This window comes from Streptomyces camelliae, assembly GCF_027625935.1.
GTDB lineage: Bacteria > Actinomycetota > Actinomycetes > Streptomycetales > Streptomycetaceae > Streptomyces > Streptomyces camelliae.
The window spans coordinates 831353-852344 of record NZ_CP115300.1 but is presented as its reverse complement, the minus strand read 5'-3'; the positions used below and the strand labels follow the sequence as shown (position 1 = coordinate 852344).

Here is a 20992-nt window from a genome sequence, read left to right as displayed (position 1 = left end):
CCATCGTACTGAGGAGGACGGTCATGCAGTACCGCACCCTGGGCCGCACCGGCGTACAGGTCAGCGCGCTCGCGCTCGGCGCGATGAACTTCGGCGCGATCGGGCGCACCACCCAGGACGAGGCCACCGCCCTGGTCGATGCCGCCCTCGCGGCCGGGATCAACGTCATCGACACCGCCGACATGTACGGCGCCGGCGAGTCGGAGGAGATGGTCGGCAAGGCCATCGCCGGCCGCCGCGACGACATCGTGCTGGCCACGAAGGCGACCATGCCGATGGGCGACGAGCGCAACCATCGGGGCAGTTCGCGCCGCTGGCTGGTCACCGCACTGGACGACAGCCTGCGCCGGCTCGGCGTCGACCACGTCGACCTCTACCAGATCCACCGCTGGGACCCGGACACCGGAGACGAGGAGACCCTGTCGGCGCTGACCGATCTGCAACGCGCGGGAAAGATCCGCTACTTCGGCTCCTCGACCTTCCCGGCGTACCGCATCGTGCAGGCTCAATGGGCAGCCCGCGAACACCACTTGAGCCGTTACGTCACCGAACAGCCCAGCTACTCCCTGCTCCAGCGCGGCATCGAGGCCCATGTGCTGCCGGTCGCCGAGGAGTACGGGCTCGGGGTGCTGGTGTGGAGTCCGCTGGCCTCGGGCTGGCTGTCGGGTGCCGTCCGCGCGGGCCGGGACATCACCACTCACCGCTCCGCGTTCATGCCGCAGCGCTTCGACACCGCCCTCCCCGCCAACCGGGCCCGGCTCGACGCCGTCGAGAAGCTGGCGAGGGTCGCCGACGAGGCCGGCCTGACGCTGATCCAGCTCGCACTCGGCTTCGTCACCGCGCATCCCGCCGTGACCAGCGCGCTCGTCGGACCCCGCACGCTCGATCATCTGCACGCCCAACTCGCCGCCGTCGACACCGTGTTGTCCGCCGACGTCCTCGACGCCGTCGACGCGATCGTGGCCCCCGGCACCGACCTCGCCCCGCACGAGAAGTTCGACACCCCGCCCGCGCTGCTCGACCCGGCACTGCGCCGGCGCCGTTGACGTACGGAAGAGACACTCCATGGCACCCACACCCCGTCCCCGCTTCGGCATCATGACCGCCCCCATGCAGGTGACGTACGACGACATCCTGCGGGTCTGGCGCGAGGCGGACGCGATCCCCGAGATCGAGCACGCGTGGCTGTTCGACCATCTCATGCCGATCGGCGGCGACCCGAACGGCCCGGTCCACGAAGGCTGGACGCTGCTGTCCGCCCTGGCCGCACAGACGCGCCGGCTGCGGCTCGGCCTCCTCGTGACCAGCAACCGCTTCCGGCCGCCCGCGATGCTGGCCAAGATCGCCACGACGGTCGACGTCGTCTCCGGAGGCCGGCTCGACTTCGGCATCGGCGTCGGCTCCCGACCGCACCCGCCCGAGGCCCACCGCGAATACCCGGCCCACGGACTGCCCTTCACCGACCCCGCCCAGGCCGTCGAGAGCCTCGCCGAGGCCTGCACTCTGATCCGCCGGCTGTGGACCGAACCCGAACCCTTCGACTTCCACGGCACCCACCACCGGCTCACCGGGGCGTTCGCCAACCCCAAGCCGGTACAGCGCCCCCATCCGCCGATCCTCATCGGCGGCCGCTCCGCCGCGACCCTCCGCGTGGTCGCCGAGCACGCCGACCTCTGGAACATCCCGGGCGGCGACATCGAGGACGCCGTCCGCCGCAGCGCCCTGCTGGACCGCACGTGCGCCGAGATCGGCCGCGACCCCGCCTCCCTCACCCGCTCGATCCATCTGCCCGTCTCCTACGCCGAGCCCGGCACCACCCGGAACGCGATCGCCGAGGCCCTCGACGCCGGCTTCCGGCACCTCGTCCTCGGCCTGCCGGCGCCGTACCCGGCGGGCGTCGCCCGGTGGGTCACCGACGAGATCGTCCTCACGTCGGCCTGACCCCTGTCACAGACCCGGTGGCTGTCCGGTCCTTCTGGCGTGCGCGTCCGGCGCACGCATCAGCGAACGGAGACAGTGATGAAGATCGTGGTCGTAGGCGGTACGGGGCTCATCGGATCGCAGGTGGTGGCGCGCTTGCGGGAGCGTGGCCATGAGGCCGTGCCGGCCACTCCCTCCACGGGGGTCGACACGCTCAGCGGGGAGGGCCTGGCGTCGGCTCTCAAGGGCGCGGACGCGGTCGTGGACGTGTCGAACTCACCGTCGTTCGAGACCGAGCCGGCGCTGGACTTCTTCACGCGCTCGACGCGCAACCAGGCCGAAGCCGAGAAGGCGGCGGGGGTGCGGCACCATGTCGCGCTCTCCATCGTCGGCGTCGACCAGGTGCCCGACTACGGCTACTACCGGGCCAAGGTGGCCCAGGAGGAGGCCGTACGAGGCTCCGGCGTGCCCTTCAGCATCGTGCGCGCGACGCAGTTCTTCGAGTTCATCGCCCCGGTGATGGACATGTCCACCCAGGGCACGGAGGTGCACCTGCCCTCCCTCCGGCTGCGGCCCATGGCCTCCGCCGACGTCGCCGCCGCCGTGGCCGAGGCGGCGCAGGGCGAACCGTCGTACGGCGTACGGAACATCGCGGGGCCCGAGGTACACCGGTTGGACCGGCTCGGCGAGCTCACGCTGGAGGCGAAGCCGGACGGGCGCAAGGTCGTCACCGACGAGACCGCGAGTCCGTTCGCGGGCATGCCCGACGTGCTCGTCGGCGACGACACGGCGCACCTCGCGGCCACGCGGTACGAGGAGTGGCTGGCGCGCGGCTGACCGGCGTCACGGCCGGCCGGTGAACCGGTGGGTCGAACGCTCGTACGACCTCAGCTTGTCGGGTGCCAGCACCCAGTAGAGGGCGTCGATCCCGTCCGGCCCCACGGTGACGGTGACCAGGGCCACGGCGGCCCCGCCCTGTATGAGCAGCAGGGCGGGCCGGCCGTTGGCCTCGGCGATGCCGTACTCGGCGCCGGGGAAGAACTGCTGGGCGAACGCCGTGATCCGGGCGACGCGCTCGGGCCCCACGACCGCCACCCGGGCCACGCCGCGCATACCGTTGCCGTCCGCGTAGGAGACGACGTCGGCGGAGAGCACATGCTCCAGCGCGGCGATGTCACCGTGCCGCGCCGCGGCCACGAAGGCATCCAGCAGGCGCCGGTGCTGAGCCGTGTCGACGGGATCACGGCGTTCGACGGTGAGCCGCTTGCGGGCCCGGCTGACGATCTGCCGGGTGTTGGCCTGGGTCAGCTGCAGGATGCCGGCGATCTCGTCGTAGGCGTAGTCGAACGCCTCCCGCAGCACATACGCGGCCCGCTCCACAGGGTTCAGTTTCTGCAGGACCACCAGCACCGCCAGCTCCAGCGCCTCGCCGCGCTCCGCGCCGACCTGCGGATCCACGCTGGTGTCCACGGGCTCCGGCAGCCACGGCCCGACGTAGGCCTCCCGGCGGGCCCGCGCCGACCGGGCCACGTTGATCGCCAGACGCGTGGTGGTCTTCGCCAGGAACGCCCCGGGATCCAGCACCGCGCTCCGGTCGGTGCCCTGCCAGCGCACCCAGGCGTCCTGCACCACGTCCTCGGCCTCGGACACGCTGCCCAGCACGCGGTAGGCGATGCCGAACAGCCGGGGCCGCAGCCGCTGGAACACCTCCGCCGCCTCCTCCAGCGCCCCGCCGGTCAGCGGCCCTCGCTCGTCCATGGTGCCGATGCCTCTCCCAGGTCGACCGTCGGCCCCCAGGCCGGGCGTGGATCCGGAGCGAGGGGGCCCGCTCGCCGTGTGATCCTACGGCGGCCGGGCCGGGAGAACCGGGAGGCCGGGGCTCAGGCGCGGCCTCGCAGCATGAGGTTCCAGTAGAGGAACGGCAGGCCGTAGCGCTTGAGATACCACATGTCCCGGCGTTCGCGGGTCGTGTCGATGAGGGGAAAGGTGGGGCGGTGGCGCAGCGTGTAGTCGAACTCGGCCAGCAGCATGCTGTGCCGTGACGTGGTGATCGGGCAGGAGGAGTAACCGTCGTACGAGGCGGGCGGTGGTCCGGCGGTCGTCAGGCTCGCGGCGATGTTCCGGGCGACGACCGGTGCCTGTTTGCGGATCGCGGCGCCGGTCTTGGAGTTGGGCGAGGAGCCGGCGTCGCCGAGGGCGAAGATCTCGGGATGGCGCACATGGCGCAGGGTGTGTCGGTCGATCTCCGCGTAGCCGCCGGGGTCCGCCGGTCCGGCCAGCGGACTCGCCTTGAGCCAGTCGGGCGCCGACTGCGGGGGCACGAGGTGCATCATGTCGTAGCGGATGGATTCCCCGGCCCCGGAGGAGCGGTCGACGACGACGGCTTCGCGGCCGTCGGGGTCCACCTCGACCAGCTCGCTGTTCCTGCGCACCTCGATGCCGTAACGGGCCGCGACCCGCTCCAGCTCCTCGGCGAACACGGGCACCCCGAACATCCCCGGGGTGGGCAGCACGAGCACCACCCGGATGTCCTTCAGCACACCCTGCCCGCGCCAGTGGTCCGCGGCGAGATACGCGATCTTCTGGGGCGCCCCACCGCATTTGATCGGCCCGGCCGGCATGGTGAACACGGCCGTGCCCGAACGCAGCGAACGGATCAGGTCCCAGGTCTTGGGCGCCAGTCGGTAGGTGTAGTTGCTGGAGGCGTGGGGCGCGGCGACCGCCTGCGCCATGCCGGGCACCTGGTCCCAGTCGAGCTGGATTCCGGGGCAGACGACGAGCCGGTCGTAGCCGATGGTCCGGCCGTCGGCGAGACCGACCGTGCGCCCGTCGGGGTCCACGCTCTCCGCACGGCCGCGGATCCAGCAGACGCCCTTCGGTAACACGGACCGCTGGGGGCGGGCGCTCGCCCGGGCGGTGGCCCGCCCGCCCCCGACCAGCGTCCACAGCGGCTGGTAGTAGTGCGTGGCGGAGGGCTCGACGAGCCCGATGCCGCGGACGCCGAGGCGCAGCAGCCTGGCCGCCACGCTGACGCCGGCACTTCCCCCGCCCACGATCAGAACCTTGTGGTGAGCGTCGATGCTCATGTCCGCCTTCCCTCTCGCGTCCGTCCGAGCTAATGTACGTACATTAATTCTCCAAATGTACGTACACAAGGATGGGCATCATGGGTGAGGAACCCACGGCCGCGGCCGGCCGGGGCGCGCACTCCCGGGCGGGCCGGGGCGGGACTCCGCTGTGGCGTCATGTGCGGGACGACCTCAAAGCCCGGCTGGAACAGGGCGAGTTCACGGACTCCTTCCCCGGCGAGAACGAGCTGGCCGCCCGGTACGGGGTCAGCCGGCACACCATCCGTGAGGCCCTGCGCGAGCTGCGGGAAGCGGGCCTGGTCACCGCGGCGAAGGGACGCCGGCCGCGCCCGGTCGGCGAGGCTGTCATAGAACAGCCCGTCGGCGCCCTCTACAGCCTGTTCGCCTCGGTCGAGGCGGCCGGTCTGGAACAGCGCAGCATCGTGCGCGCGCTCGACATCCGCGCGGACGCGCATGTGGCGGTGCGCCTGGGGCTGGAGGAGTCGACGCCCCTGCTGTACCTGGAACGCATCCGCCTGGCCGACGGCGAACCGCTGGCCCACGACAAGGTGTGGCTGCCGGCCTCGGACGCCCGCGCGCTGCTCGACGCCGACTTCACCCACACGGCGCTCTACGGCGAGCTCGCCGACCGGTGCGGCCTGCGCCTGGTCGGCGGAGAGGAACGTATCAAGGCCGTCGTCCCGACCGCCGCCGAACAACGGCTGCTCGACCTCCCCGACGGCGTGGCCGCGTTCTCCATCGAGCGGCTCGGCCGCACCCACGGCCGCACGGTCGAGTGGCGCACCACCCTCGTCCGCGGCGACCGGTTCAGTGTCGTGACCCGGTTCGACGCCCGGACCGGCTACCGCCTCGACCCCGCCGGAAACCGTTTCACGCGCTCGCGCCGGAGCGCACGACGGCTCGACGCGGTGCGGTGACCGGGCGGTGCCGCGGAACGAGTCCGGCGCCGTTGCCCCGCCGTGCCGGCGGGGCCGAGGGGAGGGAGTGCCTGAGATGTTCTTCGTCGACACGATCGAGGTGGCGGGGCTCGGCAACCGCTGCTACCTGGCGGGCGGTTCGTCCACTGCCGTGGCCGTCGACCCGCCACGCGACGTCGACCGCGTACTGGAGGCCGCGGCGCGCCGGGGCGTGCGGATCTCGCACGTCGCCGAGACCCACATCCACAACGACTATGTCAGCGGCGGCCTGGAGCTCGCCCGGCTCACGGGCGCCGCCTATCTCGTACCGGCCGGGGCCACCGTGTCCTTCGCACGCATACCCGCACACGACGGGGACCGTACGGTCGTCGACGCCGGGCTCACCCTGCGGGCGCTGGCGACACCCGGGCACACCCCGCACCACACCGCCTACGCCCTCGAAGAGCACGGCACGGCGGTCGCGGTGTTCACCGGAGGCTCACTGCTGATCGGTAGCGTCGGCCGTCCCGACCTGGTCGAACCTCGCCTGACCGAGAGCCTCGCCCGCGCCCAGCACGCCTCCGCGCGCCGTCTCGCCGCCGAACTGCCCGATGCCGCCCGCGTGTTGCCCACGCACGGATTCGGCAGCTTCTGCTCCGCCGGCCGGGCCGGGGGCGACGCGAGCACCATCGGCGCGGAGAAGGCGTCGAACGACGCGCTCACCCAGGACCCCGACACCTTTGTCACCCGCCTGCTCGCGGGCCTCGACGACATCCCCGCGTACTACGCCCACATGGGCCCCGTGAACTCCGCCGGCCCGGCCCCGGTCGACCTCACCGCGCCCGCACCGGCCGACGCCGGGGAGATCGCGGCGCGACTGGCCGCGGGGGAGTGGGTGGTCGATCTGCGCAACCGGACCGCGTTCGCCGAAGGCCATGTCGCCGGCACCTACAACTTCGAGGCCGACGGCCAACTCGCCACCTGTCTGGCCTGGTTGATCCCCTGGGGCAGGCCGGTCACCCTGCTGGCCGAGTCGGCCGGGCAACTGGCCCATGCCCAACGTGAGTTGGTGCGCGTCGGCATCGACCGCCCAGCGGCTGCGGCCACCGGCGGACCGTCCGCCTGGACGACCGCGGGCGAGGCCCTGGCCGCCTTCCCCCGGGCCACCTTCGCGGACCTCGCCGCCCGGCACCCGGCACCGGGCGTCGTCGTACTGGACGTACGGCGTGTCTCCGAACGGGCCGCCGGACACGTCGAGGGCTCCGTCCACATCTCGCTGCACACCCTGCACCGGCGCCTGGAGGAGGTGCCGCCCGGTGAGGTGTGGGTGCACTGCGCGGGCGGCATGCGCGCCGCCGTCGCCGCCTCGCTGCTGGACGCGGCGGGCCGTGCCGTCGTCGCCGTGGACGACTCCTTCGCCGCGGCCGAGGCGTCGGGACTGCCCCTCCGCACCACCTGAGCCCGACCGGAGACCGGAGACCTGATCGACCGACCACCCACACGAGGCGAGGAGCCCGCCCATGCAGACACCCCCGTCCGGCACCGGCCGGATCACCGTCGCGGAAGCGGCCGAACGCACCGGGCACCGCGCCGGCGCCGAGGGCGCGGCCGGTCGCCCGGGAGGCACGTCCGTCCTGCTGGACGTCCGGGAGCCCGACGAATGGCACGCGGGCCACGTCCCCGGAGCCGTACACCTCTCCCTCACCCGGCTCTGCGAAGGAGTGCCGCTGCCTCCCGAGGCCCAGGGGCGGTGCCTGGTCGTCATCTGCCGCTCGGGCAACCGGTCCCGGACGGCCGCCGGGATCCTGAGCGCCCATGGTGTCGAGGCCGTCGACGTCATCGGCGGGATGCGGGACTGGGCGGAGGCCGGGCTGCCGGTGGTCGACTCGCGGGGCCAGCGCGGTACGGTCGCGTGAGCGCCCTGGTCCTCGCCCTCGCGGCCGGAGCGGTGATCGGGCTCGCCCTCGGCGCGCTCGGCGGCGGTGGCAGCGTCCTGGCCGTCCCCGCGCTGATCTATCTGCTGGGCTTCACCCCGGTGGCGGCCACGACCGCCGGACTGGTGATCGTGGCCCTGACCTCGGCGACCGCCCTGACCGCGCACGCCCGTGACGGGCATGTCCGCTGGCGCGCGGGGCTGCTCTTCGCGGCGGCCGGGGCCGGCCCGGCGATGCTGGGCTCCGCGCTCGCCACGGACCTCCCGGCGGGCGCCCTGTCGGCCTCCTTCGCGACGGTCGCCGGGGTCGCGGCGGCGCGCATGCTCCGGCCGGGAGGGGAGGACGACACCGCAGGGGAGATCAGGCTCGGTCACGCGGCGGCGGCCGGTGCCGGACTCGGCGCGGTGACCGGAGTCCTCGGGGTCGGCGGAGGCTTTCTCGCCGTACCGGCCCTCGTGGGCGTCCTCGGACTTCGCATGCGCGAAGCCGTGGGCACCAGCCTGCTCGTGATCACCCTCAACTCCCTGGCGGCGCTGGGCCTGCGCGGCGGCACCGTGGACCACCTGGACTGGGCGGTCGTCGCCCCCTTCGCAGGCGCCGCGGTCCTCGGGGCGTGGGACGGCAGGCGTCTGGCGGCGAAGGTCAAGGGAAGCACACTGCAACGGGTCTTCGCGGCGGCGCTGCTGGCCGCGGCCGTCGCCATGCTCGTCGACGCGCTGGTCTGACAGCGGGCCGCCGACGGTCGCCCCGCTTGTTGGGACGTCCTGACAAACCTATTGACATCACCAGGGGCGCGCTTCATAGTACGGGTCACTAGAGCGCGCTAGTGAAGCGCTCTAGTACCCGGACAAGCGGCACACACCCCAGGCTGCCGCCCACAACACCCTCCGCCGTACACGGCGCTCCCCGACAACACGCACGCCTCGCCGGGTCGCACGAGGCCTCTTTGTCACGACATAAATCCCACTTTTTCGCACTCTGATCAGCACAGTGAGGTGCAAGGGACATGCACAGAAACCGCCGAGCCGCCACTTTGACCGCCACGGTTCTCGTCGGCGCCCTGTTCGCCGCGGGCTGCTCCAGCAGCCATGGCGGCAAGAAGTCCGAGGAAGGCGGCGCGACGGTCTCCGCCGGCAAGGCCACCACCCCGCGGATGACCGTGGCCATGATCACCCACGCCTCTCCCGGTGACACCTTCTGGGATCTGATCCGCAAGGGCGCCCAGGCCGCGGCGGCGAAGGACAACATCAAGCTCGTCTACTCGTCCGACCCGAACGCGGGCAACCAGGCGAACCTGGTGCAGAACGCGATCGACCAGAAGGTGGACGGCATCGCGCTCACCGCCGCCAAGCCCCAGGCGATGAAGGACGCCGTGGCCAAGGCCACAGCGGCCGGCATTCCGGTCGTCGGCTTCAACTCCGGTGTCGGCGACTGGAAGAAGCTCGGCATGCTGGAGTACTTCGGCCAGGACGAGAACATCGCCGGCCAGGCCTTCGGCCAGCGCCTCAACCAGCTGGGCGCCAAGCACGCCCTGTGTGTCATCCAGGAACAGGGGCAGGTCGCCCTGGAGGCCCGCTGCGCCGGCCTGAAGAAGGGCTTCAGCGGCACGACGGACACCATCTACGTCAACGGCACCGACATGCCGTCCGTGAAGGCGACGATCACCGCCAAGCTCAAGCAGGACTCCTCCATCGACCAGGTCGTCACCCTCGGCGCCCCCATCGCGCTGACCGCTGTGCAGTCGGTGGGCGACGCGGGCAGCAAGGCCAAGGTGGCCACCTTCGACCTGAACAAGGACCTGGTCAAGGCCGTCCAGAACGGGTTCGTGGAGTTCGCCGTCGACCAGCAGCCTTACCTCCAGGGCTACCTCGCCGTGGACGCTCTGTGGCTCTACAAGTACAACGGCAACGTCAGCGGAGGCAGCACCGCGCCCGTACTGACCGGTCCGGCCTTCATCGACAAGTCCAACGTCGACAAGGTCGCCGAGTTCGCCGCGAAGGGCACCCGGTGATGAGCATGGCCCAGCACGCCGAGCCGGCGGTGACCACACCGCCGGCCTCCGGCCCGAAGCAGACCGACGGCCGTACCGCCCAACGCCCCCTGGCGCTGCGGCTGCTGGCCCGCCCGGAGGTGGGGGTCTTCCTCGGCGCCGCCGCCGTCCTGGTCTTCTTCCTGGTCGTCGCGCCCTCGGTCCGCCAGGGCAGCTCGATGGCGACGATCCTCTACCAGTCCTCGACCATCGGCATCATGGCTCTGCCGGTGGCGCTGCTGATGATCGGCGGCGAGTTCGACCTGTCTTCCGGCGTCGCCGTGATCTCCTCGGCCCTGACCGCGAGCATGCTCAGCTACCAGCTGACCATGAACGTCTGGGTCGGCGTGTTCGTCGCGCTGCTGGTGTCGCTGGCGATCGGGTTCTTCAACGGCTGGGTGGTGGTCAAGACCGGGCTGCCGAGCTTCCTGGTCACGCTCGGCACGTTCCTGATCCTCCAGGGTGCGAACCTGGCCGTGACCAAGTGGGTGACCGGCAATGTCGCCACCGACGACATCAGTGACATGGACGGCTTCAGCCAGGCGAAGAAGGTCTTCGCTTCGTCGTTCGACGTCGGCGGGGTCCAGGTGAAGATCACGGTGGTGTGGTGGCTGGTCTTCGCCGCTCTGGCGACCTGGGTGCTGTTGCGCACGAAGTACGGCAACTGGATCTTCGCGGTCGGTGGCAACAAGGACAGCGCGCGGGCGGTCGGTGTGCCGGTGACGTTCACGAAGATCTCGCTGTTCATGCTGGTCGGCTTCGGGGCCTGGTTCATCGGCATGCACAACCTGTTCTCCTTCAACACCGTGCAGTCGGGCGAGGGTGTGGGGCAGGAGCTGATCTACATCTCCGCGGCGGTGATCGGCGGGTGTCTGCTCACCGGTGGCTCCGGCTCCGCGATCGGCCCGGTCTTCGGGGCGTTCATGTTCGGCATGGTGCAGCAGGGCATCGTCTATGCCGGCTGGAACCCGGACTGGTTCAAGGCCTTCCTCGGCGTGATGCTCCTCGGCGCCGTCCTGATCAATCTGTGGGTCCAGCGCACGGCGACCCGGAGGTAACCGATGACTGACAACACGGCAGGCACCCACGGCACGGTCGTCCAGGACACCCCGCCCGCCGCCGACGGCCTCCTCGTCGAACTGCGGGGTGCGGGCAAGTCCTACGGCAACATCCGGGCGCTGCACGGGGTCGATCTGAAGGTCCACGAGGGCCGGGTGACCTGTGTGCTGGGTGACAACGGCGCGGGCAAGTCGACCCTCATCAAGATCATTTCGGGGCTGCACCAGCACACCGAGGGCGAGTTCCTCGTCGACGGCACCCCGGTGCGTTTCTCCAGCCCGCGTCAGGCCCTGGACAAGGGCATCGCGACGGTCTACCAGGACCTGGCGACCGTGCCGCTGATGCCGGTGTGGCGGAACTTCTTCCTGGGCTCGGAGATGACCAGGGGTCCCTGGCCGCTGCGGCGGCTGGACATCGCGGGGATGAAGGCGACCGCCGACCGGGAGCTGCGCAACATGGGCATCGTCCTGGACGATCTGGAACAGCCCATCGGTACCCTGTCCGGCGGCCAGCGCCAGTGCGTGGCCATCGCCCGTGCCGTCTACTTCGGCGCCCGTGTGCTGATCCTGGACGAGCCGACGGCGGCGCTGGGCGTGAAGCAGTCGGGGGTGGTGCTGAAGTACATCGCGGCCGCCCGTGACCGGGGACTGGGCGTCATCTTCATCACCCACAACCCCCACCACGCCTACATGGTCGGCGACCACTTCAGCGTCCTGCGGCTGGGGACGCTGGAACTGTCCGCCGACCGCAGCGAGGTCGGACTGGAGGAGCTGACCAACCACATGGCCGGCGGCGCCGAACTCGCCGCGCTCAAGCACGAACTGGCCCAGGTACGAGGCGTCGACACCGAGGAACTCCCCGAGGAGAGCGACCTGACCGCACCCGCGGCGGCCGCCGCCGAAACGGCTTCCTGACGAAACAGCGAACACGCGGACCGAATCGGCTGGGCGAGGGGCATTGCTCCTCGCCCAGCCGTTCGTCATGCGGCATGAGGCCGAAGCACAGGTCGGCGTGGTGACAGTCGAGTATGTCTCGACCAGGCCCTAGGTACAGTCACTTCCGCCGAGAGGGGGGCCGGATATGCCGCAGGACGCGCTGATCGCCGGGGTCCCAGGATCCAAGAGCCTGACGCACATACATGAGATGGACAAGGAGCTCCGGTGAACTCAATGGGCAGGCTGCGTTGGCTGACCGCGGGGGAGTCCCACGGTCCCGCACTTGTCGCGACGCTGGAGGGCCTTCCCGCCGGCGTGCCGATCACCACGGAGATGGTGGCGGACCACCTGGCGCGGCGGCGGCTCGGCTATGGCCGCGGTGCGCGGATGAAGTTCGAGCGTGACGAGGTCACCTTCCTGGGTGGTGTCCGGCACGGTCTGACCCTCGGTTCGCCGGTCGCGATCATGGTGGGGAACACGGAGTGGCCGAAGTGGGAGCAGGTGATGTCGGCCGATCCGGTCGATCCGGAGATCCTGGCGGGCCTGGCCCGTAACGCCCCGCTGACCCGTCCGCGTCCCGGTCACGCCGACCTCGCGGGCATGCAGAAGTACGGTTTCGACGAGGCCCGGCCGATCCTGGAGCGCGCGTCGGCGCGTGAGACGGCGGCGCGGGTGGCGCTGGGTGCGGTGGCGCGGTCGTACCTGAAGGAGACGGCCGGTATCGAGATCGTCTCGCATGTGGTCGAGCTGTGCTCGGTGAAGGCTCCGCAGGGCGTCTACCCGACCCCGGGCGATGTGGAGCGGCTGGACGCTGATCCGGTGCGCTGCCTGGATGCGGATGCGTCGAAGGCGATGGTCGCGGAGATCGATCAGGCTCACAAGGACGGCGACACCCTCGGCGGCGTGGTGGAGATCCTGGCCTACGGCGTGCCGGTGGGCCTGGGTTCGCATGTGCACTGGGACCGGAAGCTGGACGCGCGGCTGGCGGGTGCGCTGATGGGCATCCAGGCGATCAAGGGTGTCGAGGTCGGTGACGGTTTCGAACTCGCCCGGGTCCCGGGCTCCAAGGCGCACGACGAGATCGTCAACACGCCCGAGGGGATCCGCCGTGTCTCCGGCCGTTCCGGCGGCACGGAGGGTGGTCTGAGCACGGGGGAGCTGTTGCGGGTGCGGGCGGCGATGAAGCCGATCGCGACGGTGCCGCGGGCGCTGCAGACGGTGGATGTGACCACGGGTGAGGCGGCTCAGGCTCACCATCAGCGTTCGGATGTGTCGGCGGTGCCGGCGGCTGGGATCGTGGCGGAGGCGATGGTGGCCCTCGTGCTGGCGGACGCGGTCGCGGAGAAGTTCGGCGGGGACAGCGTGGCCGAGACCCGCCGCAACGTGCGGTCCTACCTCGACCACCTGCAGATCCGGTGAGCGTCGTGCCTGCGATCGTGCTGGTCGGGCCGATGGGTGTCGGCAAGTCCACCGTGGGACAGCTGCTCGCCGAGCGTCTGGGGCTCGGTTACCGGGACACCGACGCGGACATCGTGGCCGAGCAGGGCCGGTCCATCGCCGAGATCTTCGTCGACGAGGGCGAGGCCGTCTTCCGGGCGATCGAGAAGCGGGCGGTCGCCGCCGCGCTCGCCGAGCACGACGGCGTCCTCGCGCTCGGCGGCGGTGCCGTTCTCGATGCGGACACGCGTGCGCTGCTCGCCGGGCTGCGGGTCGTCTATCTCTCGATGGAGGTGGAGGAGGCGGTCCGGCGTACCGGCCTGAACGCGGCTCGTCCGCTGCTGGCGGTCAATCCGCGCAGGCAGTGGCGGGAGCTGATGGAGGCCCGGCGGCATCTGTATGAGGAGGTCGCCACGGCCGTCGTCGCCACGGACGGCCGTACGCCCGAAGAGGTCACGCAAGCGGCCCTGGACGCACTGGAGTTGAAGAAGGCATGAGCGAGGCAGTCACCCGGATCCAGGTCGCCGGCACGGCAGGCACCGAACCGTACGAAGTCGTCGCATAGCGCCGGCACTCACCGGACACCAACGGGCCAGAACCCTGATGGTTTAATCCTTGACAAGTGTGGTGCGAACCCCGGAGGAGTCCAGGTTGACCAGTCCCGTCCCGGCCGGCGGCGCCCGGCGGATCTTCATCGACAAGCAGAGCCCCAAGCCGTATCACGCACTGGTGCAGACCTCCGAGGCGGTACGGGCGACGGCCGCCGACGCCGGTCTGGAGCGCACCCTCGTGGAACTGGTCAACCTCCGGGTCTCGCAGATCAACGGCTGCGCCTACTGCCTGCACGTGCACACCCGGGCCGCGCTGCGGGCGGGTGACACCCCGGAGCGCCTCGGTGTGCTCGCCGCCTGGCGGGAGACCGAACTGTTCACGCCCGCCGAGCGGGCCGCACTGGCGCTCGCCGAGGCGACCACCGCCGCCGCGGACACCGCCGCGCAGGACGCGGCCTGCACGGCGGCCCGGGACGTGCTCACCGACGACCAGATCGCGGCGGTCATCTGGGTGGCCGTCACCATCAACGCGTTCAATCGGGTCTCGATCATGAGCGGGCATCCGGTGCGTCCGGAGCCGGCCCGGTAGCCGTGCCGGGCAGGCTTCCGGCTCCGCCCTGACCGATCGCCGCCAGCAGCTGTCCGACCAGGGGATTGTCGTCGCCCTCGCGCCACGCCACCGCGACCCGGGTACGGGCGGTGCCGGGCTCGATCCGGCGGAAGGCGACGCCCTTGAGGCGGATACGGCGGATGCCGGCCGGCGCCACGGACACGCCCAGCCCGGTCTCCACCAGTGCGCACACCGTCTGCCACTCCACCGCGTGCTGCGCGATCCGGGGCGTGAACCCCGCCGCCTCGCACAGGCCGGTGATCCGGTCGTACAGCTGCGGGCCCGCGGCGCGCGGCAGCAGCACGAACGGTTCGTCCGCCAGCCGGTCGAGCGGCACGGTCCGTCGGGCGGCCAGCGGGTGCGCGGCCGGCAGGACGGTCACGAACGGTTCACTGAGGACGGTCCGGAAGCCCAGCTCGGACGGGCCGGCCGGCGGTTCGCGCAGCAGGCCGATGTCGATCGTCCGGTCGCGCAGGGCGTCGAGCTGCGGCGCCGTCGTCATCTCGTGGATGTCGAGATGTGCCTCCGGGAAGCGCTGCCGGAAGTCGCGCAGCAGGCCCGGCAGCACGGTCAGCGCCAGGGAAGCGGCGAAACCGATCCGCAGCCGCCCGGCCCGCCCGCTGCCGGCGGCCCGCGCCGTGGCCAGCCCGTCGGCGAGCCCGGTGAGCGCCCGCCGTGCGGCCGGCAGCAGGGCATGGCCGGCCGGGGTGAGCGCCACCCGGCCCGGGGTCCGGTCGAACAGCGGATACCCGACCTTCTCCTCCAGCCTGCGGATCTGCTGGCTGAGCGGAGGCTGGGCCACACCCAGGCGGGCGGCCGCGCGGCCGAAGTGCAGTTCCTCGGCGAGCACGAGGAAGGCGTGCAGTTGAGGCAGGGGCAGCAGTTCGGGACGGTCCATGATCCTGGGATATCAGCAGATGCCGACGCGGCGACATCCCCTGCGATATTCCTTGGGATATCGATCCATGCCGCTGACCGTATTAGACGTATCGGTGCTGGGCACCTAGCGTTCGGCGCATGACAGAGCGACGCGCGATCCTCAGCGGCTCGACCTTCGAGGAGCAGATCGGTTACGCCCGTGCCGTGGTCGACGGCGACTGGGTGCATGTGTCCGGGACCACCGGGTTCGACTACACGACGATGACCATCCCGGACGACGTGGTGGCCCAGGCCGAGCAGTGCCTGCGCAACATCGAGGCCGCGCTCGCCGAGGCGGGGTGCACCTTCGCCGACGTGGTGCGCGTGCGCTATCTGCTGCCCGACCGCGCGGACTTCGAGCCCTGCTGGCCGGTGCTGCGGCGCTGCTTCGGCGACGTCCGCCCGGCCGCGACCATGCTGGAGTGCGGCCTCGCCGACCCCCGGATGAAGATCGAGATCGAGGTGTACGCCCGCCGCAGCGCCGGCTGACGTTCGTGTGCCGAGCGGTCACGCCATGCCACGGGAGCGCTCGGCCGGGCGCAGGAACGCCGTCCAGCCCCCGTCGGGCTTCTCGCCGACCTGGAGGCGGCGCAGCTGCGCGAGCAGCGCGGGGTCCTGGGCGTCGAGCCAGTCGGTGAACTGGCGGAAGGAGACCAGCCGTACGTCCTCCCGGCCGGCGATCTGCCTGAGGGCCTCCTCGGCGGCGTCCATGTAGATGCCGCCGTTCCACTCCTCGAAGTGGTTGCCGATGAACAACGGCGCCCGGTTGGTCCCGTACGCCCGCTGGAACCCAGCCAGGTACGCCTGTGTCGCCTGGGCGCGCCAGTAGGGGTAGTTGTAGGACGGCGCCCGCGTCGTGTTCCTGGACTGGTTCGCGAGCATGTTGTAGTCCATGGACAGCACCTCGAACGTGTGGCCCGGGAAAGGGATGCTCTGGAGCGGCAGGTCCCAGACGCCGTGCCGCTTGCGCGGCCAGCGTTGCAGTCCGCCCGGCGAGGACGCGTCGTAGCGCCAGCCCAGTTCCCGCGCGACCGGCAGCAGATTCGCCTGCCCGAGCAGGCACGGGGTACGGCCGCCCACCAGCTCCTTGTCGTAGTCGAAGGGGAGCGGCGGGGCGCTGTGCCAACCGGTGTGGGTGCGCCAGGACGTGACGAACGACCGGGCCTGCTCGATCTCCGAACGCCACTGCGCCGGGGTCCAGTCGGCCACCGAGCCGGGGCCGGTGCAGAAGTGGCCGTTGAAGTGGGTGCCGATCTCGTGGCCGTCGAGCCAGGCCTGACGCACGTACGTCAGTGTCTCCTTGAGGTGCCGGTCGGTGAGATAGCCGATGTCGGAGGCGCCGACGGGGTTGTTCGGCGGACGGTACAGCCGCTTCTTGTCCTCCGGCAGCAGATAGAGGCCGGAGAGGAAGAACGTCATATGTGCGCCGTGGTCCCGGGCGAGCTGGAGGAAACGCGGGAACAGGCCGGTGCCCACCTCGCCGGCACCGTCCCAGGAGAACACCACGAACTGCGGCGGGGGCTGGCCGGGTTCCAGGGCCGTGGGCGGGGGCGGCTGGTTGGGCTGCCGTCCGGTGTACGACGTCGAACCGTCCCCGATCAATCGACCCGCCCCCGGCGCGGGCGCCCCTTCGGGCCCGCCCTGGCCACTACACCCCGCCAGTGAGGCGGCGGCCATGCCGATTCCGGCACCGAGCCCGAGACGCGCCACGCTCCGGCGGCTGATTCCACTCATCGCCATCCCAACCCGCGCCCTGCCACGACGCGTTGTGCGCCCCCTCAGCCGAGACCCCCAGCACCTCGCACCATAGGGTCGATAAGCAGACAAATGGCTTTATTTGGTTCGGTGTGGCGGGCAAAGGAGGCTCCCAGCGGGAAGTTGCCTCACCCGGGTGGCCCTATGGCGCTCCACGGCCACAGGGATCACCCGGCGTGGATGCCGTACTCGGCCAGCTGGCTGAGCAGCTCCGCGCGGGTCGCCCGGACCAGGTGTCCGCCCGTGAAGCGCACGTCGTCCGCCACCTCGGCCCCGCACTCGGGCGGGGGTGCGAAGGATTCCGTCTCCTCGTCCGTCGCGAACTCGGCCTCCCCGAGCACCAGTCCGCGCAGCCGCCCGGCGAAGACGTCGACGCCCAGCGGGGGAACGCTCGGGCGGGTCTTGGTGAGGGTCGGGGCGGGCAGCGAGGCCAGGACGTCGTACTCGGCCGGCGACAGGAACGTGCTCGTGACCAGGCCCTGCACGGCACCGGGCCGGGTACAGGGGATCTTCTGCATCAGCTTCAACCCGACCTGGCCGTCCGGCCGTTCGGAGTGGCGGAGCCGCAGACCGGGTGCCCGGCAGATAGCGGTCGGTGATCGTGCGCATGGCCGTCACCGTCGCGGGCGCGGGCGGACCGGCCGGCAGGAAGCGCCGTTCGCGTTCGACGCGTGCGTACCGGCCCGGTCGTGGCGTGGGGGCGGCCGGACCGCCCGTCGTCCCGGTCATTCTCGCGGCGTCGCAGCCCGTCAGCGGAACGCCGCCGCATGGCGTGCCGCCCACGCGGCGAACGGGGTCGCGGGGCGGCCGAGCAGACGCTCCACGTCCCCACTGGCCGTCTGCTCCTGCGGTGTGGGTGTGCCGAGGACGGCCAGCGTGCCCTCGGCGACCGCCGCCGGCATGAACTGGAGCATCTGCGTGCGGGCCTCCTCGCGGCTCTGTTCCACGAACGTCACCGGTTCCCCGAGCGCCTCGGCGAGGGCGGCGGCCCGCTGCCGTGGGGTGATGGGCTCCGGGCCGGTCAGGGTGTAGGTCGCGCCGTCGTGGCCGTCCTCGCGCAGGACGACCGCCGCCGCAGCCGCGACATCGGCCGGGTCCACGAACGGCAGCGCCACGTCGGCGAAGGGTGCCGCCGCCGTACGGTGCCGGCGGACCGGCTCCGCCCAGGCCAGCGCGTTGGAGGCCAGGCCGCCCGAGCGCAGGACGGTGAACGGCAGGCCGGACGCGGCGACAGCCGCCTCGAAGCCCACCGCGTGTGCGTACACATCGGGCCGGGTGCCCGCCCCTTGCGAGGACAGCAACACCACCTTCGCGACCCCGGCCGCGGCGGCCCGGCGCAGGATGCCGGCCGGGTCGTCACCGGCCACCAGCAGGAACAGGGCCTTCGCACCCTCCAGCGCCGGCCCGAGGCTCTCCGGGTACCCCAGGTCGGCGGCCACGGCCCGCACTCCCGGCGGTACGTCCTCGTTCCGGACGCGCCGCGCGACGGCGGTCACCGCCTCCCCGGCCTCGACCAGCTCGGCGACCAGCGCGCGGCCGACGTTCCCGGTGGCTCCCGTGACGACGATCATGACATCCCCTCCAGTGAGTTAGCTGACTAACTAACTCGAGACGTTAGCGTGCGCCCGCGTCCGTTGTCTATCCTCAGTCAGGTGACTGACTCGGAATCCGGCACCCGCGCCACCCCCGCGAAAACACCGCGCTCGGGCCGCGGCGGCAAACGTGAGCGCCTGGTGCGAGCGGCCGTCCAGGTCTTCCATGAGCAGGGCGTCGAGAAGACCACCCTCGGCGACATCGCCCGTGTGGCCGACGTCCCCCTCGGCAACGTCTACTACTACTTCAAGACCAAGGACCTGCTGGTCGAGGCCGCTGTGGACGCTCACTGCGAACAACTCGACGCGCTCACAGCCGAGTTGGCCGCCTTCCCGGACCCGGCCGACCGGCTGAAGGCGCTGGTCGCCGACTGGGTCGACCAGCGCGAGACCGCCGCCCGCTTCGGCTGCCCGTTCGGCACCCTCGCCACCGAGCTGGACAAGCGTGACGACGGCCTGGACCGGGCCGCCGCGAAGGTGATGCGGGCCCTGCTCGACTGGGTGGAGTCCCAGTTCGCCCAGCTCGGCCGGGCGGACGCGGCCGCGCTCGCCGTCGAACTCGTCGCGGCCTATCAGGGCATGTCCGTCCTCACCAACACCCTGCGCGATCCCGGCGTGATGGCCACCCAGGGGGAACGGCTGCTGTCTTGGATCGACGGGATCGCGGGCCGGTAGGGGGTCGGTTCAGATGCCCATCGAGGCCATCTCGATCTGCGAGCGGTAGTTGGCGGCGGCCGCGACGACACAGGCGCGGTAGGTGCGGTCGTCCTTCACGACGAGGAAGTAGTCGCGGAGGTTCTTCCAGTAGCTGAGCAGGTAGCCGATCCCGGGAAGGAAGCCGGGCGGGCGCGGGACGAGCGCGAAGGCCTCGCTGCACTTGAGGATCTCTCCGGTGGCGGTCGACAGGACGTCGGCCACGTCGGAGTTCATGTTCCAGCCGGCGGCCAGCTCCGGCGTCCAGATCGAACCGGCCACCTCCCTGAGGTGCTCCTGCTCCTCCGGGGTCGGATCGTTCAGCGCACCCGCTGCGACCGGGGTCGCGGCGCGAGGCGCGGGGGCGCTCGCCGCGACGGCGGCCGGCCCGGCCGCGACCGCCGCGATCATCACCGTGGTCACCGTGACGGCCGAGCGCAGCCGCGTGCGTCTACCGCATAACGCCATCGTTCGTCTCCCTCCAGGAGGCCTGCCCCGTCCACTCGGCCGGGGCAGGCCGAACGTGTCATGGGCGGACCAACCCGGTCAACAGTGACATCCGGCCAGCCGGGCCGGCCGTGACGGGCGCACCGCTCAGGCCTCCGCGTGCCGCCGCTCCGTCGTGACCGGCACCGTGGTGATGCGCTGGACGGCCCGGCTGAGGACCACGACACCCGCGACGATCAGCAGCGCCCCGCACGCCTCCGGCGCGAGCCACCAGCCCAGGCGGATCCGCTCCCCGAACAGGGTCATGCCGAGGGCAAGGCTGATCATCGCGTCGCCGATCGTGAGCGCCGGCTGCGCGGCCACCAGCGGGCCGGCCTGGAGCGCGTTCTCCAGCAGGACGACGGCGGCGACTCCGGCGAGTGCGAAGCCGTACGTCTGCCAGGACCGCAGAAAGGCCCCGAAGCCGTGGTCGGCGAAGGTGCCGCTGGCCGACTTCAGCAGGGCGGCGGTCAGGGCGTTCCCGGTCGCGGACGCGGCCGCGAGCAGTGCGGCGCGCCGGGCCGGTGCGTGGCCCCGGCCGGAGAGCAGTACGGCCCCGGTCATCGCGCCGAGGCACAGGGACAGGGCCGGGATCCAGCGGGTCAGCGGCGCGTGGTCGGTGGCGCCGTGCGGGGCCGCCGCCATGAGGAGGACCGCCAGGCCGCCCACACAGCAGCCCACGCCCCACCAGCCCGAGCGCGGCATCCGCTTGTGCATCAGCGGGGCCGCGATGAGCAGCGCGAACGGCAGTTCCAGGATGAACAGCGGCTGGACGAGTGCGAGCGGGCCGTTGACCAGGGCCAGACTCTGGAACAGCGCGGCGCCGACCACACCGCACATGCCGATCACCCAGAAGGGCCGCCGCGCCAGCTCCGCGACCAGCCGGATCCCGCTGCGGCGGGAGGTGGACGCCGCCTTGCGCTGGAAGGCGGTGCCCATGGCGTTGCTCGCCGCTCCCGCGACGGCGAACGCCGCGGCCAGTTCGATCACGACCCTCTCCTGCCTGCGGGACACCCCCAGAGCCTCGGTCCTTTCAGCGTACGGAAGACACCGCCCGTGCGCCGGTCCGGCCGTGCGGCGGGCTCACC

Annotated in this window: 23 protein-coding genes; 15 read left to right on the top strand and 8 right to left on the bottom strand. The window is 71.6% G+C overall.

Annotation, left to right across the window (positions count from 1 at the left end; genetic code table 11):
- The first annotated feature begins 23 nt into the window (after positions 1 to 23).
- The 3 genes from O1G22_RS04115 to O1G22_RS04105 all read left to right on the top strand — a co-directional run bounded on the left by O1G22_RS04115 (position 24) and on the right by O1G22_RS04105 (position 2757).
- Entirely contained in the window at positions 24 to 1046 is a 1023-nt protein-coding gene (locus O1G22_RS04115) for an aldo/keto reductase (protein WP_270080022.1), read from the top strand.
- 19 nt (positions 1047 to 1065) lie between these two features.
- Positions 1066 to 1941: an LLM class flavin-dependent oxidoreductase gene (locus O1G22_RS04110; RefSeq protein ID WP_270080021.1), complete on the top strand. Its 876-nt coding sequence runs from the start codon at positions 1066 to 1068 to the stop codon at positions 1939 to 1941.
- Positions 1942 to 2019: 78 nt separating this feature from the next.
- Positions 2020 to 2757 (top strand): SDR family oxidoreductase, encoded by a 738-nt coding sequence (locus O1G22_RS04105; RefSeq protein WP_270080020.1) that lies wholly within the window; start codon positions 2020 to 2022, stop codon positions 2755 to 2757.
- 6 nt (positions 2758 to 2763) lie between these two features.
- On the opposite strand, the gene sigJ is transcribed toward O1G22_RS04105, so the two are convergent.
- Together sigJ and O1G22_RS04095 are read right to left on the bottom strand one after the other, a co-directional pair.
- Positions 2764 to 3678, bottom strand: coding sequence for an RNA polymerase sigma factor SigJ (gene sigJ / locus O1G22_RS04100; RefSeq protein ID WP_270080019.1), 915 nt, complete (start codon positions 3676 to 3678; stop codon positions 2764 to 2766).
- A gap of 122 nt (positions 3679 to 3800) precedes the next feature.
- Positions 3801 to 5006 (bottom strand): NAD(P)/FAD-dependent oxidoreductase, encoded by a 1206-nt coding sequence (locus O1G22_RS04095; protein WP_270080018.1) that lies wholly within the window; start codon positions 5004 to 5006, stop codon positions 3801 to 3803.
- An 80-nt stretch (positions 5007 to 5086) separates the two neighbouring features.
- Here O1G22_RS04095 and O1G22_RS04090 point away from each other — a divergent pair, with 80 nt between their 5' ends.
- The 10 genes from O1G22_RS04090 to O1G22_RS04045 all read left to right on the top strand — a co-directional run bounded on the left by O1G22_RS04090 (position 5087) and on the right by O1G22_RS04045 (position 14439).
- Complete coding sequence (locus O1G22_RS04090) at positions 5087 to 5926, top strand: GntR family transcriptional regulator (protein ID WP_270080017.1); 840 nt, start codon at positions 5087 to 5089, stop codon at positions 5924 to 5926.
- Between the two features lie 76 nt (positions 5927 to 6002).
- On the top strand, positions 6003 to 7364 hold the full coding sequence (locus O1G22_RS04085) for an MBL fold metallo-hydrolase (protein WP_270080016.1): 1362 nt from the start codon (positions 6003 to 6005) through the stop codon (positions 7362 to 7364).
- Between the two features lie 61 nt (positions 7365 to 7425).
- The gene (locus O1G22_RS04080) at positions 7426 to 7821 is read left to right on the top strand and encodes a rhodanese-like domain-containing protein (RefSeq protein ID WP_270080015.1); all 396 of its coding nucleotides are present in this window, start codon (positions 7426 to 7428) and stop codon (positions 7819 to 7821) included.
- Positions 7818 to 8564 (top strand): sulfite exporter TauE/SafE family protein, encoded by a 747-nt coding sequence (locus O1G22_RS04075; RefSeq protein ID WP_270080014.1) that lies wholly within the window; start codon positions 7818 to 7820, stop codon positions 8562 to 8564. Before O1G22_RS04080 ends, O1G22_RS04075 begins: the two co-directional genes overlap by 4 nt.
- A 281-nt stretch (positions 8565 to 8845) precedes the next feature.
- On the top strand, positions 8846 to 9850 hold the full coding sequence (locus tag O1G22_RS04070) for a sugar ABC transporter substrate-binding protein (protein ID WP_270080013.1): 1005 nt from the start codon (positions 8846 to 8848) through the stop codon (positions 9848 to 9850).
- Positions 9850 to 10926, top strand: a complete 1077-nt coding sequence (locus O1G22_RS04065; protein WP_270080012.1) for an ABC transporter permease — start codon at positions 9850 to 9852, stop codon at positions 10924 to 10926. Before O1G22_RS04070 ends, O1G22_RS04065 begins: the two co-directional genes overlap by 1 nt.
- A 3-nt stretch (positions 10927 to 10929) precedes the next feature.
- Positions 10930 to 11841, top strand: a complete 912-nt coding sequence (locus O1G22_RS04060; protein ID WP_270080011.1) for an ATP-binding cassette domain-containing protein — start codon at positions 10930 to 10932, stop codon at positions 11839 to 11841.
- Between the two features lie 255 nt (positions 11842 to 12096).
- Positions 12097 to 13281 carry a chorismate synthase gene (gene aroC, locus O1G22_RS04055; protein ID WP_270080010.1) on the top strand — a complete coding sequence of 395 codons (1185 nt, stop codon included), beginning with the start codon at positions 12097 to 12099 and terminating at the stop codon, positions 13279 to 13281.
- Between the two features lie 32 nt (positions 13282 to 13313).
- Positions 13314 to 13796, top strand: coding sequence for a shikimate kinase (locus tag O1G22_RS04050; protein ID WP_270086315.1), 483 nt, complete (start codon positions 13314 to 13316; stop codon positions 13794 to 13796).
- 154 nt (positions 13797 to 13950) lie between these two features.
- Entirely contained in the window at positions 13951 to 14439 is a 489-nt protein-coding gene (locus O1G22_RS04045; protein WP_225100181.1) for a carboxymuconolactone decarboxylase family protein, read from the top strand.
- Here the strand turns inward: O1G22_RS04045 and O1G22_RS04040 are convergent.
- Entirely contained in the window at positions 14399 to 15358 is a 960-nt protein-coding gene (locus tag O1G22_RS04040) for a LysR family transcriptional regulator (protein ID WP_270080009.1), read from the bottom strand. The two genes, O1G22_RS04045 and O1G22_RS04040, sit on opposite strands and share 41 nt — an antisense overlap.
- Before the next feature lie 119 nt (positions 15359 to 15477).
- On the opposite strand from O1G22_RS04040, the gene O1G22_RS04035 reads away from it, so the two are divergent.
- Complete coding sequence (locus tag O1G22_RS04035) at positions 15478 to 15867, top strand: RidA family protein (protein ID WP_225100179.1); 390 nt, start codon at positions 15478 to 15480, stop codon at positions 15865 to 15867.
- An 18-nt stretch (positions 15868 to 15885) separates the two neighbouring features.
- On the opposite strand, the gene O1G22_RS04030 is transcribed toward O1G22_RS04035, so the two are convergent.
- The 3 genes from O1G22_RS04030 to O1G22_RS04020 form a co-directional block, all read right to left on the bottom strand.
- Positions 15886 to 17112, bottom strand: a complete 1227-nt coding sequence (locus tag O1G22_RS04030) for a polysaccharide deacetylase family protein (protein WP_270080008.1) — start codon at positions 17110 to 17112, stop codon at positions 15886 to 15888.
- Between the two features lie 188 nt (positions 17113 to 17300).
- Entirely contained in the window at positions 17301 to 17651 is a 351-nt protein-coding gene (locus O1G22_RS04025) for a CYTH domain-containing protein (protein ID WP_270080007.1), read from the bottom strand.
- Positions 17652 to 17882: 231 nt separating this feature from the next.
- Positions 17883 to 18704, bottom strand: coding sequence for an SDR family oxidoreductase (locus O1G22_RS04020; protein WP_270080006.1), 822 nt, complete (start codon positions 18702 to 18704; stop codon positions 17883 to 17885).
- A gap of 81 nt (positions 18705 to 18785) precedes the next feature.
- On the opposite strand from O1G22_RS04020, the gene O1G22_RS04015 reads away from it, so the two are divergent.
- A complete protein-coding gene (locus O1G22_RS04015; RefSeq protein ID WP_428986317.1) occupies positions 18786 to 19400 on the top strand; it encodes a TetR/AcrR family transcriptional regulator in 615 nt (204 codons plus the stop codon).
- A gap of 9 nt (positions 19401 to 19409) precedes the next feature.
- Here the strand turns inward: O1G22_RS04015 and O1G22_RS04010 are convergent, their stop codons facing one another.
- Together O1G22_RS04010 and O1G22_RS04005 are read right to left on the bottom strand one after the other, a co-directional pair.
- The gene (locus O1G22_RS04010; RefSeq protein WP_270080005.1) at positions 19410 to 19886 is read right to left on the bottom strand and encodes a hypothetical protein; all 477 of its coding nucleotides are present in this window, start codon (positions 19884 to 19886) and stop codon (positions 19410 to 19412) included.
- Positions 19887 to 20012: 126 nt separating this feature from the next.
- Positions 20013 to 20894 (bottom strand): DMT family transporter, encoded by an 882-nt coding sequence (locus O1G22_RS04005; RefSeq protein ID WP_270080004.1) that lies wholly within the window; start codon positions 20892 to 20894, stop codon positions 20013 to 20015.
- Positions 20895 to 20992: the final 98 nt, after the last annotated feature.

Coding starts and splice junctions, on each gene's coding strand:
- O1G22_RS04115 (WP_270080022.1), top strand. CDS start 24: ATGCAGTACCGCACCCTGGGCCGCACCGGCGTACAGGTCAGCGCGCTC.
- O1G22_RS04110 (WP_270080021.1), top strand. CDS start 1,066: ATGGCACCCACACCCCGTCCCCGCTTCGGCATCATGACCGCCCCCATG.
- O1G22_RS04105 (WP_270080020.1), top strand. CDS start 2,020: ATGAAGATCGTGGTCGTAGGCGGTACGGGGCTCATCGGATCGCAGGTG.
- sigJ (WP_270080019.1), bottom strand. CDS start 3,678: ATGGACGAGCGAGGGCCGCTGACCGGCGGGGCGCTGGAGGAGGCGGCG.
- O1G22_RS04095 (WP_270080018.1), bottom strand. CDS start 5,006: ATGAGCATCGACGCTCACCACAAGGTTCTGATCGTGGGCGGGGGAAGT.
- O1G22_RS04090 (WP_270080017.1), top strand. CDS start 5,087: ATGGGTGAGGAACCCACGGCCGCGGCCGGCCGGGGCGCGCACTCCCGG.
- O1G22_RS04085 (WP_270080016.1), top strand. CDS start 6,003: ATGTTCTTCGTCGACACGATCGAGGTGGCGGGGCTCGGCAACCGCTGC.
- O1G22_RS04080 (WP_270080015.1), top strand. CDS start 7,426: ATGCAGACACCCCCGTCCGGCACCGGCCGGATCACCGTCGCGGAAGCG.
- O1G22_RS04070 (WP_270080013.1), top strand. CDS start 8,846: ATGCACAGAAACCGCCGAGCCGCCACTTTGACCGCCACGGTTCTCGTC.
- O1G22_RS04065 (WP_270080012.1), top strand. CDS start 9,850: ATGAGCATGGCCCAGCACGCCGAGCCGGCGGTGACCACACCGCCGGCC.
- O1G22_RS04060 (WP_270080011.1), top strand. CDS start 10,930: ATGACTGACAACACGGCAGGCACCCACGGCACGGTCGTCCAGGACACC.
- aroC (WP_270080010.1), top strand. CDS start 12,097: ATGGGCAGGCTGCGTTGGCTGACCGCGGGGGAGTCCCACGGTCCCGCA.
- O1G22_RS04050 (WP_270086315.1), top strand. CDS start 13,314: ATGGGTGTCGGCAAGTCCACCGTGGGACAGCTGCTCGCCGAGCGTCTG.
- O1G22_RS04040 (WP_270080009.1), bottom strand. CDS start 15,358: ATGGACCGTCCCGAACTGCTGCCCCTGCCTCAACTGCACGCCTTCCTC.
- O1G22_RS04035 (WP_225100179.1), top strand. CDS start 15,478: ATGACAGAGCGACGCGCGATCCTCAGCGGCTCGACCTTCGAGGAGCAG.
- O1G22_RS04030 (WP_270080008.1), bottom strand. CDS start 17,112: ATGAGTGGAATCAGCCGCCGGAGCGTGGCGCGTCTCGGGCTCGGTGCC.
- O1G22_RS04025 (WP_270080007.1), bottom strand. CDS start 17,651: ATGCAGAAGATCCCCTGTACCCGGCCCGGTGCCGTGCAGGGCCTGGTC.
- O1G22_RS04020 (WP_270080006.1), bottom strand. CDS start 18,704: ATGATCGTCGTCACGGGAGCCACCGGGAACGTCGGCCGCGCGCTGGTC.
- O1G22_RS04010 (WP_270080005.1), bottom strand. CDS start 19,886: ATGGCGTTATGCGGTAGACGCACGCGGCTGCGCTCGGCCGTCACGGTG.